Source organism: Streptomyces albiflavescens, assembly GCF_014645835.1.
In the GTDB taxonomy this organism is placed as follows: domain Bacteria; phylum Actinomycetota; class Actinomycetes; order Streptomycetales; family Streptomycetaceae; genus Streptomyces; species Streptomyces albiflavescens.
The window spans coordinates 180,071-193,822 of the sequence record NZ_BMMM01000009.1 but is presented as its reverse complement, the minus strand read 5'-3'; the positions used below and the strand labels follow the sequence as shown (position 1 = coordinate 193,822).

General features: G+C 68.7%; 14 protein-coding genes and 2 pseudogenes. 8 read left to right on the top strand and 8 right to left on the bottom strand.

The window, feature by feature from the left end; all coding sequences use genetic code 11:
• Positions 1–34: 34 nt before the first annotated feature.
• Positions 35–1,846: a helix-turn-helix domain-containing protein gene (locus tag IEY95_RS24655; protein WP_189188295.1), complete on the bottom strand. Its 1,812-nt coding sequence runs from the start codon at positions 1,844–1,846 to the stop codon at positions 35–37.
• A gap of 56 nt (positions 1,847–1,902) precedes the next feature.
• Between IEY95_RS24655 and IEY95_RS24650 the strand changes: the two genes are divergently transcribed.
• Complete coding sequence (locus tag IEY95_RS24650) at positions 1,903–2,607, top strand: alcohol dehydrogenase catalytic domain-containing protein (RefSeq protein WP_373294536.1); 705 nt, start codon at positions 1,903–1,905, stop codon at positions 2,605–2,607.
• Positions 2,608–2,634: 27 nt separating this feature from the next.
• On the opposite strand, the gene IEY95_RS24645 is transcribed toward IEY95_RS24650, so the two are convergent.
• Positions 2,635–3,075, bottom strand: coding sequence for an Lrp/AsnC family transcriptional regulator (locus IEY95_RS24645; RefSeq protein WP_189188294.1), 441 nt, complete (start codon positions 3,073–3,075; stop codon positions 2,635–2,637).
• Positions 3,076–3,155: 80 nt separating this feature from the next.
• On the opposite strand from IEY95_RS24645, the gene IEY95_RS24640 reads away from it, so the two are divergent.
• The 3 genes from IEY95_RS24640 (at position 3,156) to IEY95_RS24630 (ending at position 5,171) form a co-directional block, all read left to right on the top strand.
• Positions 3,156–3,899 (top strand): AzlC family ABC transporter permease, encoded by a 744-nt coding sequence (locus IEY95_RS24640; protein ID WP_229703291.1) that lies wholly within the window; start codon positions 3,156–3,158, stop codon positions 3,897–3,899.
• Complete coding sequence (locus IEY95_RS24635) at positions 3,892–4,221, top strand: branched-chain amino acid transporter permease (RefSeq protein WP_189188292.1); 330 nt, start codon at positions 3,892–3,894, stop codon at positions 4,219–4,221. The genes IEY95_RS24640 and IEY95_RS24635 overlap by 8 nt, the downstream gene beginning before the upstream one ends.
• 143 nt (positions 4,222–4,364) lie before the next feature.
• A complete protein-coding gene (locus IEY95_RS24630) occupies positions 4,365–5,171 on the top strand; it encodes a thioesterase family protein (RefSeq protein ID WP_189188291.1) in 807 nt (268 codons plus the stop codon).
• Positions 5,172–5,305: 134 nt separating this feature from the next.
• Here IEY95_RS24630 and IEY95_RS24625 read toward each other — a convergent pair whose 3' ends face one another.
• From IEY95_RS24625 to IEY95_RS24605, 5 genes are all read right to left on the bottom strand, one after another.
• Positions 5,306–6,286 (bottom strand): aldo/keto reductase, encoded by a 981-nt coding sequence (locus tag IEY95_RS24625; RefSeq protein ID WP_189188290.1) that lies wholly within the window; start codon positions 6,284–6,286, stop codon positions 5,306–5,308.
• A gap of 277 nt (positions 6,287–6,563) precedes the next feature.
• A complete protein-coding gene (locus tag IEY95_RS24620; RefSeq protein WP_189188289.1) occupies positions 6,564–7,460 on the bottom strand; it encodes a LysR family transcriptional regulator in 897 nt (298 codons plus the stop codon).
• 167 nt (positions 7,461–7,627) lie between these two features.
• The gene (locus tag IEY95_RS24615; RefSeq protein WP_189188288.1) at positions 7,628–8,806 is read right to left on the bottom strand and encodes an FAD binding domain-containing protein; all 1,179 of its coding nucleotides are present in this window, start codon (positions 8,804–8,806) and stop codon (positions 7,628–7,630) included.
• Positions 8,803–9,480 carry a DsbA family oxidoreductase gene (locus IEY95_RS24610; RefSeq protein ID WP_189188287.1) on the bottom strand — a complete coding sequence of 226 codons (678 nt, stop codon included), beginning with the start codon at positions 9,478–9,480 and terminating at the stop codon, positions 8,803–8,805. The genes IEY95_RS24615 and IEY95_RS24610 overlap by 4 nt, the downstream gene beginning before the upstream one ends.
• A 38-nt stretch (positions 9,481–9,518) precedes the next feature.
• A complete protein-coding gene (locus IEY95_RS24605; RefSeq protein WP_229703289.1) occupies positions 9,519–9,689 on the bottom strand; it encodes a hypothetical protein in 171 nt (56 codons plus the stop codon).
• Positions 9,690–10,200: 511 nt separating this feature from the next.
• Between IEY95_RS24605 and IEY95_RS24600 the strand changes: the two genes are divergently transcribed.
• On the top strand, positions 10,201–10,746 hold the full coding sequence (locus tag IEY95_RS24600) for a PAS domain-containing protein (RefSeq protein ID WP_189188286.1): 546 nt from the start codon (positions 10,201–10,203) through the stop codon (positions 10,744–10,746).
• A gap of 435 nt (positions 10,747–11,181) precedes the next feature.
• On the opposite strand, the gene IEY95_RS24595 is transcribed toward IEY95_RS24600, so the two are convergent.
• The gene (locus IEY95_RS24595) at positions 11,182–11,976 is read right to left on the bottom strand and encodes a hypothetical protein (RefSeq protein ID WP_189188285.1); all 795 of its coding nucleotides are present in this window, start codon (positions 11,974–11,976) and stop codon (positions 11,182–11,184) included.
• A 606-nt stretch (positions 11,977–12,582) separates the two neighbouring features.
• Here IEY95_RS24595 and IEY95_RS24590 point away from each other — a divergent pair.
• The 3 genes and pseudogenes from IEY95_RS24590 to IEY95_RS49180 form a co-directional block, all read left to right on the top strand.
• Positions 12,583–12,744: pseudogene (locus tag IEY95_RS24590) on the top strand (phage terminase small subunit); the annotation flags it as partial.
• Positions 12,745–12,802: 58 nt separating this feature from the next.
• A pseudogene (locus IEY95_RS50750) lies at positions 12,803–13,222 on the top strand (Cap15 family cyclic dinucleotide receptor domain-containing protein); the annotation flags it as partial.
• A gap of 65 nt (positions 13,223–13,287) precedes the next feature.
• Complete coding sequence (locus IEY95_RS49180; RefSeq protein ID WP_229703287.1) at positions 13,288–13,713, top strand: abortive infection family protein; 426 nt, start codon at positions 13,288–13,290, stop codon at positions 13,711–13,713.
• Positions 13,714–13,752 lie beyond the last annotated feature (39 nt).

Below are 13,752 nucleotides of genomic sequence, written 5' to 3'. Positions count from 1 at the left end.
ACTCTTTGCCGCAGATGCTGGTTCTTGAAACAGGTCAGACGCTGCGGGTGATGTCGTCGATGGCGAGCGCCGCGCGCAGGGTGGTGAGATCGCCGACGCTGGTGAGGGAGACCCCGAGCAGGCTCTCGATGCGTTTGACGCGCAGACCGACCGTGTTGGGGTGGATGAAGAGGGCCTCGGCGGTGGCGTTGGTGTTCAGGTCGTGGTCGAGGTAGCTGCGCAGTGTGGTGACGAGGTCGGTGGCGCGGCGGCGGTCGTAGTCGCGCAGGGGGCCGATCCAGCGTTCGGCGAGGACGCCCATGCGCTGGGGGTCGACGTCCGCGAGCAGCATGCCGATCATGCCCGCCGAGGTGACCGTGAGGACGTCTTCGTCAGGGGCATACGGGACGAGCCGGAGCAGTCCGAGGGCCAGGCGGAAGGCGCCGGGCAGCTGGTCGGGCGTCGGGCACGTCTCGCTGACGGCGACGCGCACGCCTCCCTCCATGGCCTGGGCGGCGACAGTCCGGATGTGCCGGGCGAACTCCTCCACGCCCTGCGGGTGGGCCGCCGGTGCGACGACCACGATGGCGCCGTCACGGAGGGCGAGCAGCGGTCTGGGCCGGGGACGGGCGAGGACCAGGGACTGGACCAGGCGCAGGAGCTGGGCGGTGCCGGACTCTCCGGCTTGTTCGGCCTCTTCGTGGCGCACGGCGAGGACGCGCTGGGGCAGCCGCAGGTCGCTGCCGAGCCGATCGGCGCGCGCGACAACCGCCTCGGGGTCGGCGAGCGTCCCGCCCGCCAGTTCCGCGACCAGGTCGCCCCTGAGCTGCCACTGGGCGTCGGTGACGGCCCGGCGGCGCAGCATCTCCAGGCCGAGGACCACGGCGGCCTGTTCGACGGCACGCAGGTGGAGGTCGTCGTCCGTGCTGTCTCCTGCCAGCCAGAGCACGCCGAGCGTCTCCGCGCCGACCCGGACCGGACCGGCGAGGAGGCCGGGGAAGGACTCGGAGGACAGTACCGGGGTGGCGTGCACGAGGAGGTCGGGCAGTGAGTCGCCGCCGCACTGCTCGGGCCGTGACAGCCAGTCGGGCGGCCGGACCGACACCCCGGCGCGCGGCACTGCGGCAAGGGTCTGTCCGGAGACGTCCTGGACGGCGACGGCCCGGTCCGTAATCTCGGCCAGCGCGGTGGCGATGTCGGTGACGCCGCCACCGCGCCGGGCGACGCCGATGAACCGGTCGTGGATGGCTGCGTGCTGCCGCAGCAGCTCGTTCAGGGAACTGAGTTCCCGTACCCGGCGGCGGTCGCGCTCCAACTGCGCGCCGGTCTCCAGGGCGATACCCGCGTGACTGGCGAGGACCTGGAGCAGTTCCAGGCCGCCGGGTCCGAGTCGGCGCGGATCACTGCCGTAGACGTTCAGGGTGCCGACGGTCTCGCCCTGGTTGCGCAGCGGGACGGATGCCATGGAGCGGTGGCCGTGCTCCTGGGCCGCCTTGGCCCACGGGCCGTAGGAGGGGTCGCGGGAGATGTCCTCGACGATGACGGGCGCGCTGTCGACAAAGGCGCCCCGGGACGGGCTGCCGACGAAGGTGTCCGACGGCGCCAGCAGCAGCGGCGACTCCTCGTTCACCAGTCGCAGGTAGCCGTCGCTCAGGCCCCAGGAGCCCTCGATCCGCAAGGCCGTGCGCTCGTCGTCCACCAGCAGCACGGCCGCGCTCTCATAGCCGAGCAACTCGCAGGCCGTGCGGGCGATCTGCTGGAGCAGGCCGGGCAGGTCCCGCTGCTGATTCACGGCGATGGCGAGTTCGTCGATGGCGCTCATCCAGCGCAGGAGATCCGGCGGGGCGGAGATCGGGGACAACGCCATCGGTGCCTCCTCGTATGACTGAGCTGTGCTGCCACCCATGCTAGTGAGGGATCGCTGTGGATCCACACATCCGATGGCGGCCGCGCGCGGACCCACCGCCGACCGAGAACACCGACCTCCTCATGCGCGTCACCCACACCACGATCTGCGGTACCGACTCGCACATCATCAAGGGCGGTGTACCGACGGTGAAGCCGGGCACCGTCCTCGGCCACGAGGCCACCGGGGTGGTGGAGGAGGTCGGCTCGTCGGTGACGAACGTACGGCCGGGCGACCGGATCCTCGCCGCCTGCGTCAGCGCCTGCGGCTACTGCCGGTTCTGCACGACCGGCATGTACGGCCAGTGCGTGAACGGCGGTTGGGCCCTCGGCCACGCCATCGACGGCGTCCAGGCGGAGTACGCCCGCATCCCCTTCGCCCGCAACTCCGTCTACAAGATCCCCGACGCCCTCACCGACGAACAGGTGCTGTTCCTCACCGACATCCTCGCCACCGGCTACGAGGTCGGCGTCCTCAACGGCGGGGTGCGACCGGGCGACACCGTCGTCATCGTCGGGGCCGGACCGGTGGGCCTGTCCGCGACCGTCACCGCCAGGCTGTTCTCCCCGCGCAACATCGTCGTCGTCGAACGCACCGCCGCCCCGGCTCATCAGCCACCGACTGCCGTTGAGCGAGACCATGCACGGCTACGACGTGTTCACGCGCAGCGCCGAGACCGGCGCGCTGAAGGTGGTCCTCACCAACGACTGACCACATCATGACGGCCGTCGAGCCGGTCCCGTCCTCCCCTACGGGCCCGGCTTGACAGTCTTCATCGTGAAGTGCGAGGTGACGTTCTTGATCCGGGGGATGGTCATGACCCGCCTGCTGAGAAAGGTCTCGTAGGCGGGCAGATCGGCGACGGCCACGCGTACGAAGTAGTCGGGGCTGCCGAACAGCCTCCGCAGCTCCAGCACTTCCTCGGCCTGCGCCAGGGTCCCCTCGAAGCGCTCGACCGTCTCCGCGTCCTGCGTCTCGAGACTGAGGTCGATCAGGACCTCGAAGGAACGGCCCACGGAGGCAGGGTCGATCACGGCCCGGTAGCCCCGGATGACGCCCTCGGCCTCCAGCCGCTGGACCCGGCGCAGACACGGCCCTGTGGTCAGCCCGACCCGCTGCGCCAGCTCCACGTTGGTCAGCCGACCGTCCCGCTCCAGCTCGCCAATAATTGCCTTGTCGATGGCATCCATAGTGAGAATATTGCACGCCAGCAGCCAGTCAGAGCAATATTCGCAACCACATGTCACGGCTTCTACGAGACGATGGACCCGTGCAACAAGACGTACTCACCCGCTCGGCCGCACCGGCGCCGACGACCCGCCGGACGCAGCTGGCCGAAGGCGTCCGCGACTCCTTCTCCGCGGGCCTCGGCATCTTCCCCCTGGGCATAGCCCTCGGCCTGCTGATCATCCAGGCCGGACTGCCCTGGTGGCTCACCCCCGCCCTGTCCCTGGCCGCGTTCGCCGGCTCCCTGGAACTGCTGCTTGTGGGCATGATGGCGACCGTCACACCGCTCGCCGCGGTCGCCCTGACCGTGCTCGTGGTCAATTTCCGGCATGTCTTCTACGCCTTCTCCTTCCCGCTCCACCTGGTCAAGCACCCGGTGGCCAAGGCCTACGCCGTCTACGCAATGATCGACGAGGCGTACGCCGTCAACGCCTCCCTGCCCGAGCACGAGCGCTCGGCGCCCCGGCTGCTGGCCATGCAGATCGCCTGCGAGACGTACTGGGTCGGCGGCGGACTGGTCGGCGTCGCCCTGGGCGCTGCCCTGCCCGCACCGATCAAGGGCCTGGAGTTCGCCCTGTGCGCCCTGTTCACCGTGCTCACCCTGGACGCGTTCCGCTCCCGCAAGGAGCTTCCGTCCCTGCTGCTCGCGGGTGGGAGCGTCACCGTCGCGCTCGTCCTCACCCCGGGCATGGCCATGTTCACCGCGCTGCTGCTGTTCGTCGGCCTGCTCCTGGTGCGCCACGCCGTCACCGCCCGCCGCACCAGCCAGGAGGCCGCGCATGCCTAGCACCGCGTATCTCATCGCCGTACTGGCGATCGTCTTCAGCATCACGCTCGCCCTGCGCGCCGTCCCCTTCGCCGTGCTGGGCCGACTGCGCGGCTCGGCGATCGTGCAGCGGCTGGCGGTGTGGATGCCGGTCGGCATCCTCGCCATCCTCGCCGTGACCGCGCTGCACGGCACCATCACGGCCGACGCGCACGGCACCTGGTACGCGCTGCTCGCCGTGGCCGTCACGGTCGGCGTCCACCTGGCCTTCGGCCGCCGCACCATCCTCAGCGTCGGCGCAGGGACGGCCGTGTACGTCGTGCTGCTCAACGCCTGCGCCTGACCCGCCTACCGACGCAGTAATTGCACTGTGCACTTTCTCACCCAGCGAGACGATCGGATGTCGGTAGCGTCTTGACCAGCTGACGTGACGACGGCTCCGGCTCCCCCCCCTCGAAGCCCCCTGCACCGAAGGAGAAACGACCCTTGCCCAGCTCCACCGCACCCCGGGGCGGTTACTTCGAACCCATCGACGACCACCGCTACAAGCCGACGCCGCACGCGAGCGGGGCCTGGGACCCGGACGAGCAGCACTTCAGTCCGCTGGGCGGGCTCGTCGTCCACGCCATCGACCGCCACAGGGCCGCCCGGCCGGACGACGGCCTGGTTCTCTCCCGGATCAGCTACGACATCCTCGGCCGCCTCGCCCTGGACGAGTGCGAGATCGAGGTGGAGACCGTCCGCCCCGGACGGACCATCGAGCTTCTCGAAGCGGTCGTGCGGATCGCCGACCGCCCGGTCGTCCGGGCCCGCGCCTGGTTCCTGTCCGCCGTCGACACCACCGCGGTCGCGGGCGGCGCGGAAGACCGCCTCACCCCGCCGGAGTCACTCGCCTCGTGGCCGATGTCCGACGTCTGGCCCGGCGGCTACATCGCCTCCCTGGACGTCCGCCCGGTCGCACCGCCCCGGCCGGGCCGTACGACCGCCTGGGTCTCCACCCCACTGGATCTGGTCGCCGGCGTTCCGGTCAGCCCGCTCGCGTCGTATCTCACCCTGGTCGACACCGCCAACGGCATCGCCGTCCGGCAGCCGCCCACCGAGTGGATGTTCCCCAACGTCGACCTGACCGTCCACCTCCACCGCCAAGCACGAGGCACCTGGACGGGACTGGACACCACGGTCACCTTCGGCCCCTCCGGACAGGGCCTCACCAGCACGGTCCTGCACGACGTCGACGGCCCGGTCGGACACGCCCAGCAGATCCTCACGGTCCGACCCCTGTCCGGGGCATAAGGGTCGGGGGCATAAGGGTCGGGGGCATAAGGGTCGGGGGCATAAGGAGGGCGCGGGCCTCGGTGGCCTCAAGGGCCGTGAGAAGACCTGTGCCTCGCCAAGACCCGTGGAATGTCCGTTCCTTGTCTGACTGGTCAGAAGAGCGCGATGGGCGGCAGCGGGGGAAAGATCTCGTCCAGCTCGGCGCGGTCGTCCGCGCTGAACTCGTATCCGACGGCGGCGGCGTTCTGGGTCACCTGCTCGGGTCGGGTGGCGCCGGCGATGACCGAGGCGACGGTGGGGCGGGAGGCGAGCCAGGAGAAGGCGACCTGGACCTCGTCGAGGTCCCGCTTCGCGGCGAAGTCGCCGAAGGCCGCGAGCTGGTCCAGGTCGGCGTTGTCGAGGTCGTCCTGGCGGAAGTGCGTCAGGCGTGCTCCTTCGGGGGCCTTGCCGGAGGAGTACTTGCCGGTCAGGAGCCCGCTGGCGAGCGGGTAGTAGGGCAGGACGCCCAGGCCGAACTCCCTGGCGGCGGGCAGGACTTCGAGCTCGGCACGGCGGTCGAGCAGGTTGTAGTGGTTCTGCGACGCGATGAAGCGGGTGGTGCCGAGCTGGCGTGCGAGGTACTCGGCCTGGGCGATCTGCCATCCGGCGAAGTTGGAGTGGCCGATGTAGAGCACCTTGCCCTGCTGCACCAGGGCGTCGAGCGCGGCCAGGGTTTCCTCGATCGGCGTGACCGGGTCGGGGGTGTGGAACTGGTACAGGTCGATCCGGTCCGTGCCCAGCCGACGCAGCGACTCCTCGACGGCACGGGTGATGTAACGCCGCGAGCCCCGGACTCCGAAGTCACGGCCGTTGGCTCCCTCGGCGTCCATGCCGAACTTGGTGGCGACCACGACGTCGTCGCGGTGGCCCTTCAGCGCCTCCCCGAGGAGCTGTTCGCTCAGTCCCGGGGGCGTGCCATAGGTGTCGGCGACGTCGAAGAAAGTGATGCCGGCGTCCAGAGCGGCCCTCACCACGGCGGTGCTGCCGTCTTGGGTGGCGCTGGCGGTGTTCGGCCTGCCGAGGTTGCTGCAGCCGAGCCCCACGGTGGAAACGGTCAGACCGGAGCTGCCGAGCTGACGGTAGCTGATGGACATGGTGCGCCCTTCTGTCGATGGAGGGTTGGGGGGCCGATCTGATGCACCGCCCCCGGCTGTGCCCTCGTGCCGCTTTCAGCCTGTCCAGCGCCACCGACATGAGTCAAATGAATCATCGCCATCGGGTGATGCAGAAAATCGATGGGCCTGGCCCTGGCGGCGGCTTCCTCCGGCTCCCCGATGATGCTCACCCGGAGGAGTGTGGGCATCGGGCGGCAGCACGGCCGTATTCGGATACCAGGGGCGGCCGGGCGCCAGGGGCGGCCTGAGGCCGGCATCAACCCTGCGCAGGTGCGGATGTGTCGGCGCCGCGCTTATCGGACAGGTCGCGGACGGCCGTGACGTTCGGGTGCCAGGGGCGGCCGGTCGGGCCGGTCAGGACCAGTCGGCGCTCCAGGCGCGGCCGCAGCGGGATGAGGGTGAGGGTGTCGGACAGCATGCTCGCCGCGAGGGACGGGACGATGGCGACGCCCAGACCTGCCTCCACCATGCACAGCAGCGTGGTGAGTTCGCGGATGCGCTGGGTGGGCCGGTAGGGCAGGCCGGCCAGGGAGTGCAGGTGTTTGACCTGGGTCTCGCAGCCGGAGGTGGTGGCCAGCAGCGGGTCCTCCAGCAGGTCTGCCAGCTCGATGGACTTCTCCCCCGCCAGCGGATGGTCGCTGCGCACCACCGCCTCGTAGGCGTCGGTCGCCAGGTGCAGCGCGCCACGGGGCAGCGGGTCCGGGTCGATGAGGATCGCCGCGTCGACCGTGCCGCTCTCCAGCCACTCCTCGACCTCCTCGTCGAGGCCCTCGAACAGTGTGATCTCGACGTGGGGCAACTGCTCGTGCCACAGCCGCAGCAGTCCGGGCAGCAGCCCGCGCGCGGCCGTCGGCGGGACCGCCAGCCCGATCGACCCGGCGGCCGCGGCGCTGTGGTGCGCCGTCGCGGCGGCGGTGAAGCCGCGGGCGGCGGAGAGGGTGGCGCGGGCGTGCGGCAGCAGTACGTCGCCCAGCGGCGTCGGCCGGACCGGAGCGGCGCGGTGTACGAGTTCGCCCTGCACCGTGCGCTCCAGTGCGGCGAGCGAGTGCGACACCGAGGACTGGCTCATGCCGAGCGCGGCAGCCGCAGCACCGAACCCTTCATGTTCGGCGATCGCCACGAACACACCGAGCTGCCGCAACGTCACATCCATCGAACTATCCAATCACCATATGCAACCCATCGATTTGCTTCATCTTAGCGACGGAGCGACGCCGGCAGCACCTCAGCGGGAAGGGGGGTGGCAGGACATGAGCCGGGACATCGGCTGGGGCATCACCGACCGCCGCGAGCGGCGGCACGAGGAGCGCATGCCGGACGTCAGAGGGTCCGGCCGGCGCCGGTAGCCGTCGTCGGTGTGGGGTCGTTGAGCCCGAGCCGCTGCCCGAGGTCGATGCCGTGCCGGTAGAGGGCAGTTCCCTCTGCGAGCCGGTTCTTCTCCCATGCGGCCAGGGCCGCGTCCATGGAGGGGAGTTGCTGGAGGGCGGTGAAGAGGGTGATGGCATCGGCGGCTGCCTTCTCCGCGCTGGCCGCCGTGTGGGGCCGTACGACGAACGCGGCGTCCCCGGTCAGCAGCATCCGGCCCTGGCGCATTCGCCCCACCCTGCCGTCGAGGATCGCCTGCGCGAACGGCTCACGGGTGCCCTCGACCAGCCGCCGTAGGGGCTCGGGCAGCAACGTCCGTGCACGGTCCAGGAGTTCGGCGTGCACCTGCGGCGCGATCAGACCCGGGGGCAGGGACAGTCCGTAGGCGGTGCCGTCGCGGTCGGTGGTGATGCGGTCGAGGCCGGCCGCGTCGGCCCGTACATACCACACCCAGTTCATACGGCGGCTGCCCGGCGCGACGGCGCCGAAGTCGCCCGGAATGAAGTAGCACAGGAACTGGGTGTGCTCTCCGTCGTAGAAGCTGAACCGGTCGCGGAAGACCGCGCTCAGCTCCGCGGGAAGATCGGTCTCGTCGATCACGCCCCGGTAGGCGACGTACCCGGCGTAATGCGGTGCTCTGTCGGGCGCGACGAGGCCGCGGTGCCGGGACGCGGAGCCGTCCGCGATGATCGCGAGGTCGACGGAGTGGACGGAGTGGACGGCGTCGCCGACGTGGATGTCGACGGCGTCACGGCGGGGCGTGAGGGCGGTGACCGACTGCCCGTCGTGGTAGCGAGCGCTGTCGAGGCGGTCCCGCAGTGACTTGTAGATCGCTCCCCAGGAGATCATCTGCTGCCGCATGAGCGTGTGGTGGCTTCGCCCGTCCCGGGCGAAGAACTGCCGGTGGGTGACGGGGACGCTGATCCGGTCGGGGTCGACGTCACAGAAGGTGCTCAGGAACCAAGCGACACTCGGCTGCAGCACGATGCCCGCGCCGCGGTCGTCGGGGCGGCCCGCGGACCGCTCCCAGACCGTGACGTCCAGCCCCAGTTCCGCTAGTGCGACCGCCTGGAACAGACCACCAAGCGAACCACCGACGACGCCGACCGACTCGATGTCCGGCACTGTGCTCACGGCGAACACACCCCGTCCTCGCACGCGGCTCCGTCCGGCACCTGGGTGGCATGGCGTTCGAGGATCTCGACGAGCGCCTCGGTCGTGACCGCCCCGTTGATCGCCTCGTCGCCCACGATCAGCAACGGGACCCCGCGCAGGCCCAGGTACTCGGCAAGCTGCTCGTCTTCCCGTACGGCGGTCTCCAGTGCCGGGTCCTCCAACCGCGCGGCCACATCGTCACCGAGCCCCGACTCCTCGCCCAGCCGGGCCAGTACGGCGATGTCGCCGACGTCCTGCCCTTCGGAGAAGTAGGCCACGAGCAGGCGGTCGGCCATCGCCGCTCCCTGCCCCGACTCCCGCTCCGCCAGGGCGATCAGCCGATGCCCGGCCCGGGTGTTCGGCGTCCTGGCGATGGCCTCGTAGTCGAAGACGAGGCCCTCGTCCCGGCCGGCGAGCACCGTACCGGCGTCGAGCTGCCGCGAACGCTCCCAGCTACCGAACTTCTCACTCCGGTAGGCGCGCCGGTCCATCCCGGCCACCGGCATCGTCGGGTTCAGTTCGAACGCGTGGTGACGGATGCGGAACTCCAGCCCGGTGCGCTCCTGCACGATGTCGACGGCCTTCTGCAGCCGACGCCCTCCGATGTAGCACCAGGGACAGATCAGATCGCTGAACACATCAAGGTTGACCATGAAAACCTCCTCCGCCGGACTGGCGCGTGGGGGACCGCTCAGTGATCCACGTACTGGATGTCGAACGGCTTGTTGGTGATGAACAGGAAGGTGCAGTCGCCGTCCTCGGTGGCGCCGTGGGTCATGGTGCCGCCCACCGGGAACCAGACGAAGCTGCCGGCCGGGTAGTCGCCCCCGCACCGATCTCCGTCAGCGGAAGCTGCTCCCACTCCGCGGTGTTCGTGTCGACCGCCGTGAGCTTCAAGGGCGAGAGCCGAGCTTCGGACATCAGGAATCCGCTGCCTTTCCATGCGATGGCTTGAACCAATTGCCAGCATGACAGCGCACAGCGCAGAGACAGCTGTGCCGTTCCACAGCGTTCCGCCGAGTACATGTGCCGACAGACAGGTGTCGCCGCACACCAGGGCAGGTGAGAAAGCCCCCGACTGATCGACGAAAGCCTGGCCTCGGAGGCACTGCACGTGTACGTCACGCGTTGGATGCCGGTGCGGCCGACCTATGGACACCCGAACCAGCAGGTGGCGACCGCCGCATGGTCAGCGTGGCGGCGCTGCCTCACTCGGCGGGCAGACGGTTGACCGCCGTCAGAATGTGCCCGCTCTCGGGACGAAGGACATGTTCGATCTCCCGGGCGGCACCGGTCCCCGCGTGCGGCACCGTGCCGGGGGCGACACACTGGATTGATGTGTTCACATCCGGGTGCGGATGAGGAGGATCCGCATGGGCTTCGACCAGTTCCCGCTGAGGTGGCTCTTCTCTGGCGCCGAGGACGCGTTGGTGTCCGCGACGGCCGACGCTCCCACGGAGGCGGTGGAGCAAGCGCGTGAATATCGGATCCTGCGGAACGTCCTGGACGGAACGTCGGCCGCGGTGGCCGTCATCGACGAGCAGCTGCGCTTCCGGTACGTCAACCCCGCCATGGCACGGATGGGCGGCGTGCCACAGGCGATGTTCCACGGCCGGACCATGGCCGAAGTACTGCCGGGCATCCACCGCTCGGAAGAGATCTTGCGCATGGTCCTGGATGACGGTCAGCCCCGCGCGCTGTCGATCACGGGTACCACCCGGACGCGTTCACCGTTCAGGAATCGGCAGTGGAGTGCGGTCTACCACCGGCTGGAGGAGGACGGCCGGGTGCTGGGCCTGTGCGGCATCGACGCCCAACGCCACTTCGTCGCCAACGCCTCCCACGAGCTACGCACCCCCCTCGCCGGCCTGCGTACCCTGGCAGTGGGTAGGCGCGTCGGCGCGGCCGTGCCCAGATAGCGGTACAACAAGGTCTGCCCGCCCTGGTAGCCCATCCTTCGCACGGAAATTGAGGGCTTGTCAGGCGCCGGCAGCCGCAGCACCTCGAGGAGCTCGTCGAAGCCAACGTCGACGTCGACGACCGAGTGCGTGAGCGTCCTGCGCTTCACGACCCGGGAGGGGAGGAGGTCCTCCCCCTGGCGGCCCGGACACCGCAAGCGTATTGCCGCTGGGTAGATGTACGGGTCTGGGCATGTGGGGATCGCTGATCATTGAGGCTCTGCTGCGCGGTAGACGGCGTGCACTGGGGGTCGGAACTCCGGCGCACGCTGCTCCGAAGTTCGTGCCAGGCGCTGACGACCTCAGCGACCTTTCCCAACAGCTCGCGGAGCTGACCTAGAACGAGAAGAACGACGCCGAAGCTGGCCAAGACGTAAAGCGTGATGGTGTCCCAGTTCACGAGGCCGCCTCCGCGCGAGAGCCTCGCGTATCCCCCGGAAGTACACGATCGAGCCAGCCGGTGTCGGCGCCGAGCCTTTCGAGCTGTTTCCTGGCGTCCTTGCCGTATGCGGCGCGGCCCCATCGGAATCGGAACTGGAGCCCGCATCCCGGGCCGTCGCTGTGCGCCAGTTCGTAAGTGCACTGCCGCATATACCGGTCGTTCTCCAAAGGCGGGTCGTCACAGGTGCAGTGACGCTCGGCGACACGGAGTGGCAGCCCCCAAACGGGGTCGGTGAGCCTGGCAAGCAGGGTGTCGTGATCAAGACGCACGTCACGGCGCGTGTCCAGTTCGAAGATCCACTCGCTGCCGGTTATCCATGATCGTGTGGAGTAGGCAGAGCTGGACGAGTGGAACAGCGCGATCCTGCGCAGCAAACCCGCGCCCACCCACGCAATGTCCTTTTCCGTGCCCCGGACTAGCGGGTGCGACTGCTCGTCCTGCCGTTCGAGATCGGTGAATGAGGGGGATTGCCACAGGGGCGCGGCGTGGGCCCTGACCAGGTCCTTCCATCGGTCGTCGAGGTAGTCCTCCCATTTGGTGCCGGGGACGCCGCGGACGATGAGGCGACTCTCAGTCTCCGCCAGAGTGAGGTGGAGATCGTTCCCACGGATTGCAGCGATGCGCAGCCCCAAGACGCCGCCTACTTGGATGTCAGCTTCGGTGTACGGCAAGAGGCGATCGAGGGCGTGCCATGCCACGGGATAGTCCTCGCCCTGGGAAAGCTCAACGTGACTGTCGAGATAGGCCACGGTGGGCCGGCCTGGGCTCAGACGTACACCAGCGATACCCACGGGGTGAGCAGACCAGGATCCGCCGTCGCCGAGTTTCGACAAGACCTGTGACTCAAGCAGCGCCTGATCGCCTGTGGAGTCCGGCAAAGGCGTGGGGTTACCCGCGTTCTTGAGGGCTTCTAGAGCGAATTGATACGACTCACCGGTGTAGGTAATCCGAGTCCGAACCAGGGTGGAGAGGCGTCCGCCAGCAGACACAGCACGATCCGTCCTCGAACGCTGCTGCCCCAAAGCGCCCGATGACTGATCGGCGCACCCTGTAAAGGTGCAATCGGACACACAAATCGAACCCGGTGAAGCTAAGGCTTCTTCATCCCGTGGATGACGCTGCACTGGGGCAACTCAGCGTCAGGACAGGCCCCCTGAAGGCCACGATGAGATTACCACTGGGCGTTACGACGCGAAGGACGTTCGTCGCAGGAGGGGGTGGCAATGGTTGGCCGTGGCCCCGCTCGTCGCGCCCGCCGCAACGCTGACTCGGCGCCGCAGACCAGCCGGCGGTTTCGAGCAGGCCGTACTGCCGGAGTTGCCAGTGAGGGAGACTAGCCGCAGCGCACGCGGGAGTGGTGGACGATGTGGCAGTCCTCGCCGCAGGCCGAGCACTTCTCGACCACTGACTGGGACTCGCTGCTGGACACCGCGCTCATTCACGCCCGTCCGTGGAACGGTGAGGCATCTGCCGCGTCGGAACTACGGCTGAGGGGTGTGAAGTTCGGCGCCACCTAGGAGGACCGCTCCTGGCTGCGGATGCAGCATCGCCACTCTCTACACAGTCATCCTGCTCGTGCTGGGCCTGTATCCATCGCAGTTCCGATACTTGTTCGCCTGCATCCCGGCTGGTGTCGGATACGGCGTGGTCGTCTTCGATAAGTGGGCCTGGCACTGGCCCGGCATCCACAGATTCACCGGCCAGCCCTGGGTCACCGGCACTTGGCGCGTGCACCTGTCCCCGAGCCAGGGCAGCCACATACCTGAAGGCAGAAACCGAGGCCCGATCACCACGTACATGACGATCGAGCAGACCTTCTGGAGCCTGCACGCCACGCTCCGCACCAAAGAGAGCACCTCCCGCTCGACGAACGCCACCATCAGTTGCCCGGAGAACTCCGGCACTGCCGAGATCGGTTTGCTCTACGACAACACGCCCCGCGTTGAGCACCAGCACCGTAGCCCGCGGCACGAAGGAGCCTGCCGCATCTCTGTCACGGGCCAGGACCAGACCTCGTCGCCAACGACCCTCTGCGGCAGGTACCCACTGCGGCAAAGAAGATGGCTGACCAACTCCGTGAATTGCGCAACCGCTACGGCACCGGTCACGGCCGCGCTGTGGTCCACGACATCACCGACGAGGTTGCCGAGATATGCGTCCACGGCGCCCTCATTTGGATCAGATGGGCTCTCGCCCGCCTGCAGACCGTCCTCATGGGTGCAGTTCAACCACTCATCGACGATCTTCTTGAGGGTGGGGTGTTCTACGGCGGCGATCTCACCAACCGCCTTCAAGCCGCCAACATCGTCAACCTCGAAGAAGCAGACCAGCGCGCACTGGGTCTAGCCATCGGCCAACGTGCCGCCCGCGCTACCTTCAACGTCCGCATCGAGGGCATCGACGTCTGTTCAGAGGATCCCGCGAGGTGGCCAGACGCGTACCGTGAGGCAGCCCTCCAGCGGCTCTTCACCAACCCCGACGGCTGACCAGCACAGCAGCACACCTGACACCCCATCAAAACGAGC

Excerpts from the sequence above, each read along its gene's own strand:
- IEY95_RS24655 (WP_189188295.1), bottom strand. The coding sequence starts at position 1,846 with ATGGCGTTGTCCCCGATCTCCGCCCCGCCGGATCTCCTGCGCTGGATG.
- IEY95_RS24645 (WP_189188294.1), bottom strand. The coding sequence starts at position 3,075 with ATGGATGCCATCGACAAGGCAATTATTGGCGAGCTGGAGCGGGACGGT.
- IEY95_RS24635 (WP_189188292.1), top strand. The coding sequence starts at position 3,892 with ATGCCTAGCACCGCGTATCTCATCGCCGTACTGGCGATCGTCTTCAGC.
- IEY95_RS24625 (WP_189188290.1), bottom strand. The coding sequence starts at position 6,286 with ATGTCCATCAGCTACCGTCAGCTCGGCAGCTCCGGTCTGACCGTTTCC.
- IEY95_RS24620 (WP_189188289.1), bottom strand. The coding sequence starts at position 7,460 with ATGGATGTGACGTTGCGGCAGCTCGGTGTGTTCGTGGCGATCGCCGAA.
- IEY95_RS24610 (WP_189188287.1), bottom strand. The coding sequence starts at position 9,480 with ATGGTCAACCTTGATGTGTTCAGCGATCTGATCTGTCCCTGGTGCTAC.
- IEY95_RS24600 (WP_189188286.1), top strand. The coding sequence starts at position 10,201 with ATGGGCTTCGACCAGTTCCCGCTGAGGTGGCTCTTCTCTGGCGCCGAG.
- IEY95_RS49180 (WP_229703287.1), top strand. The coding sequence starts at position 13,288 with ATGGCTGACCAACTCCGTGAATTGCGCAACCGCTACGGCACCGGTCAC.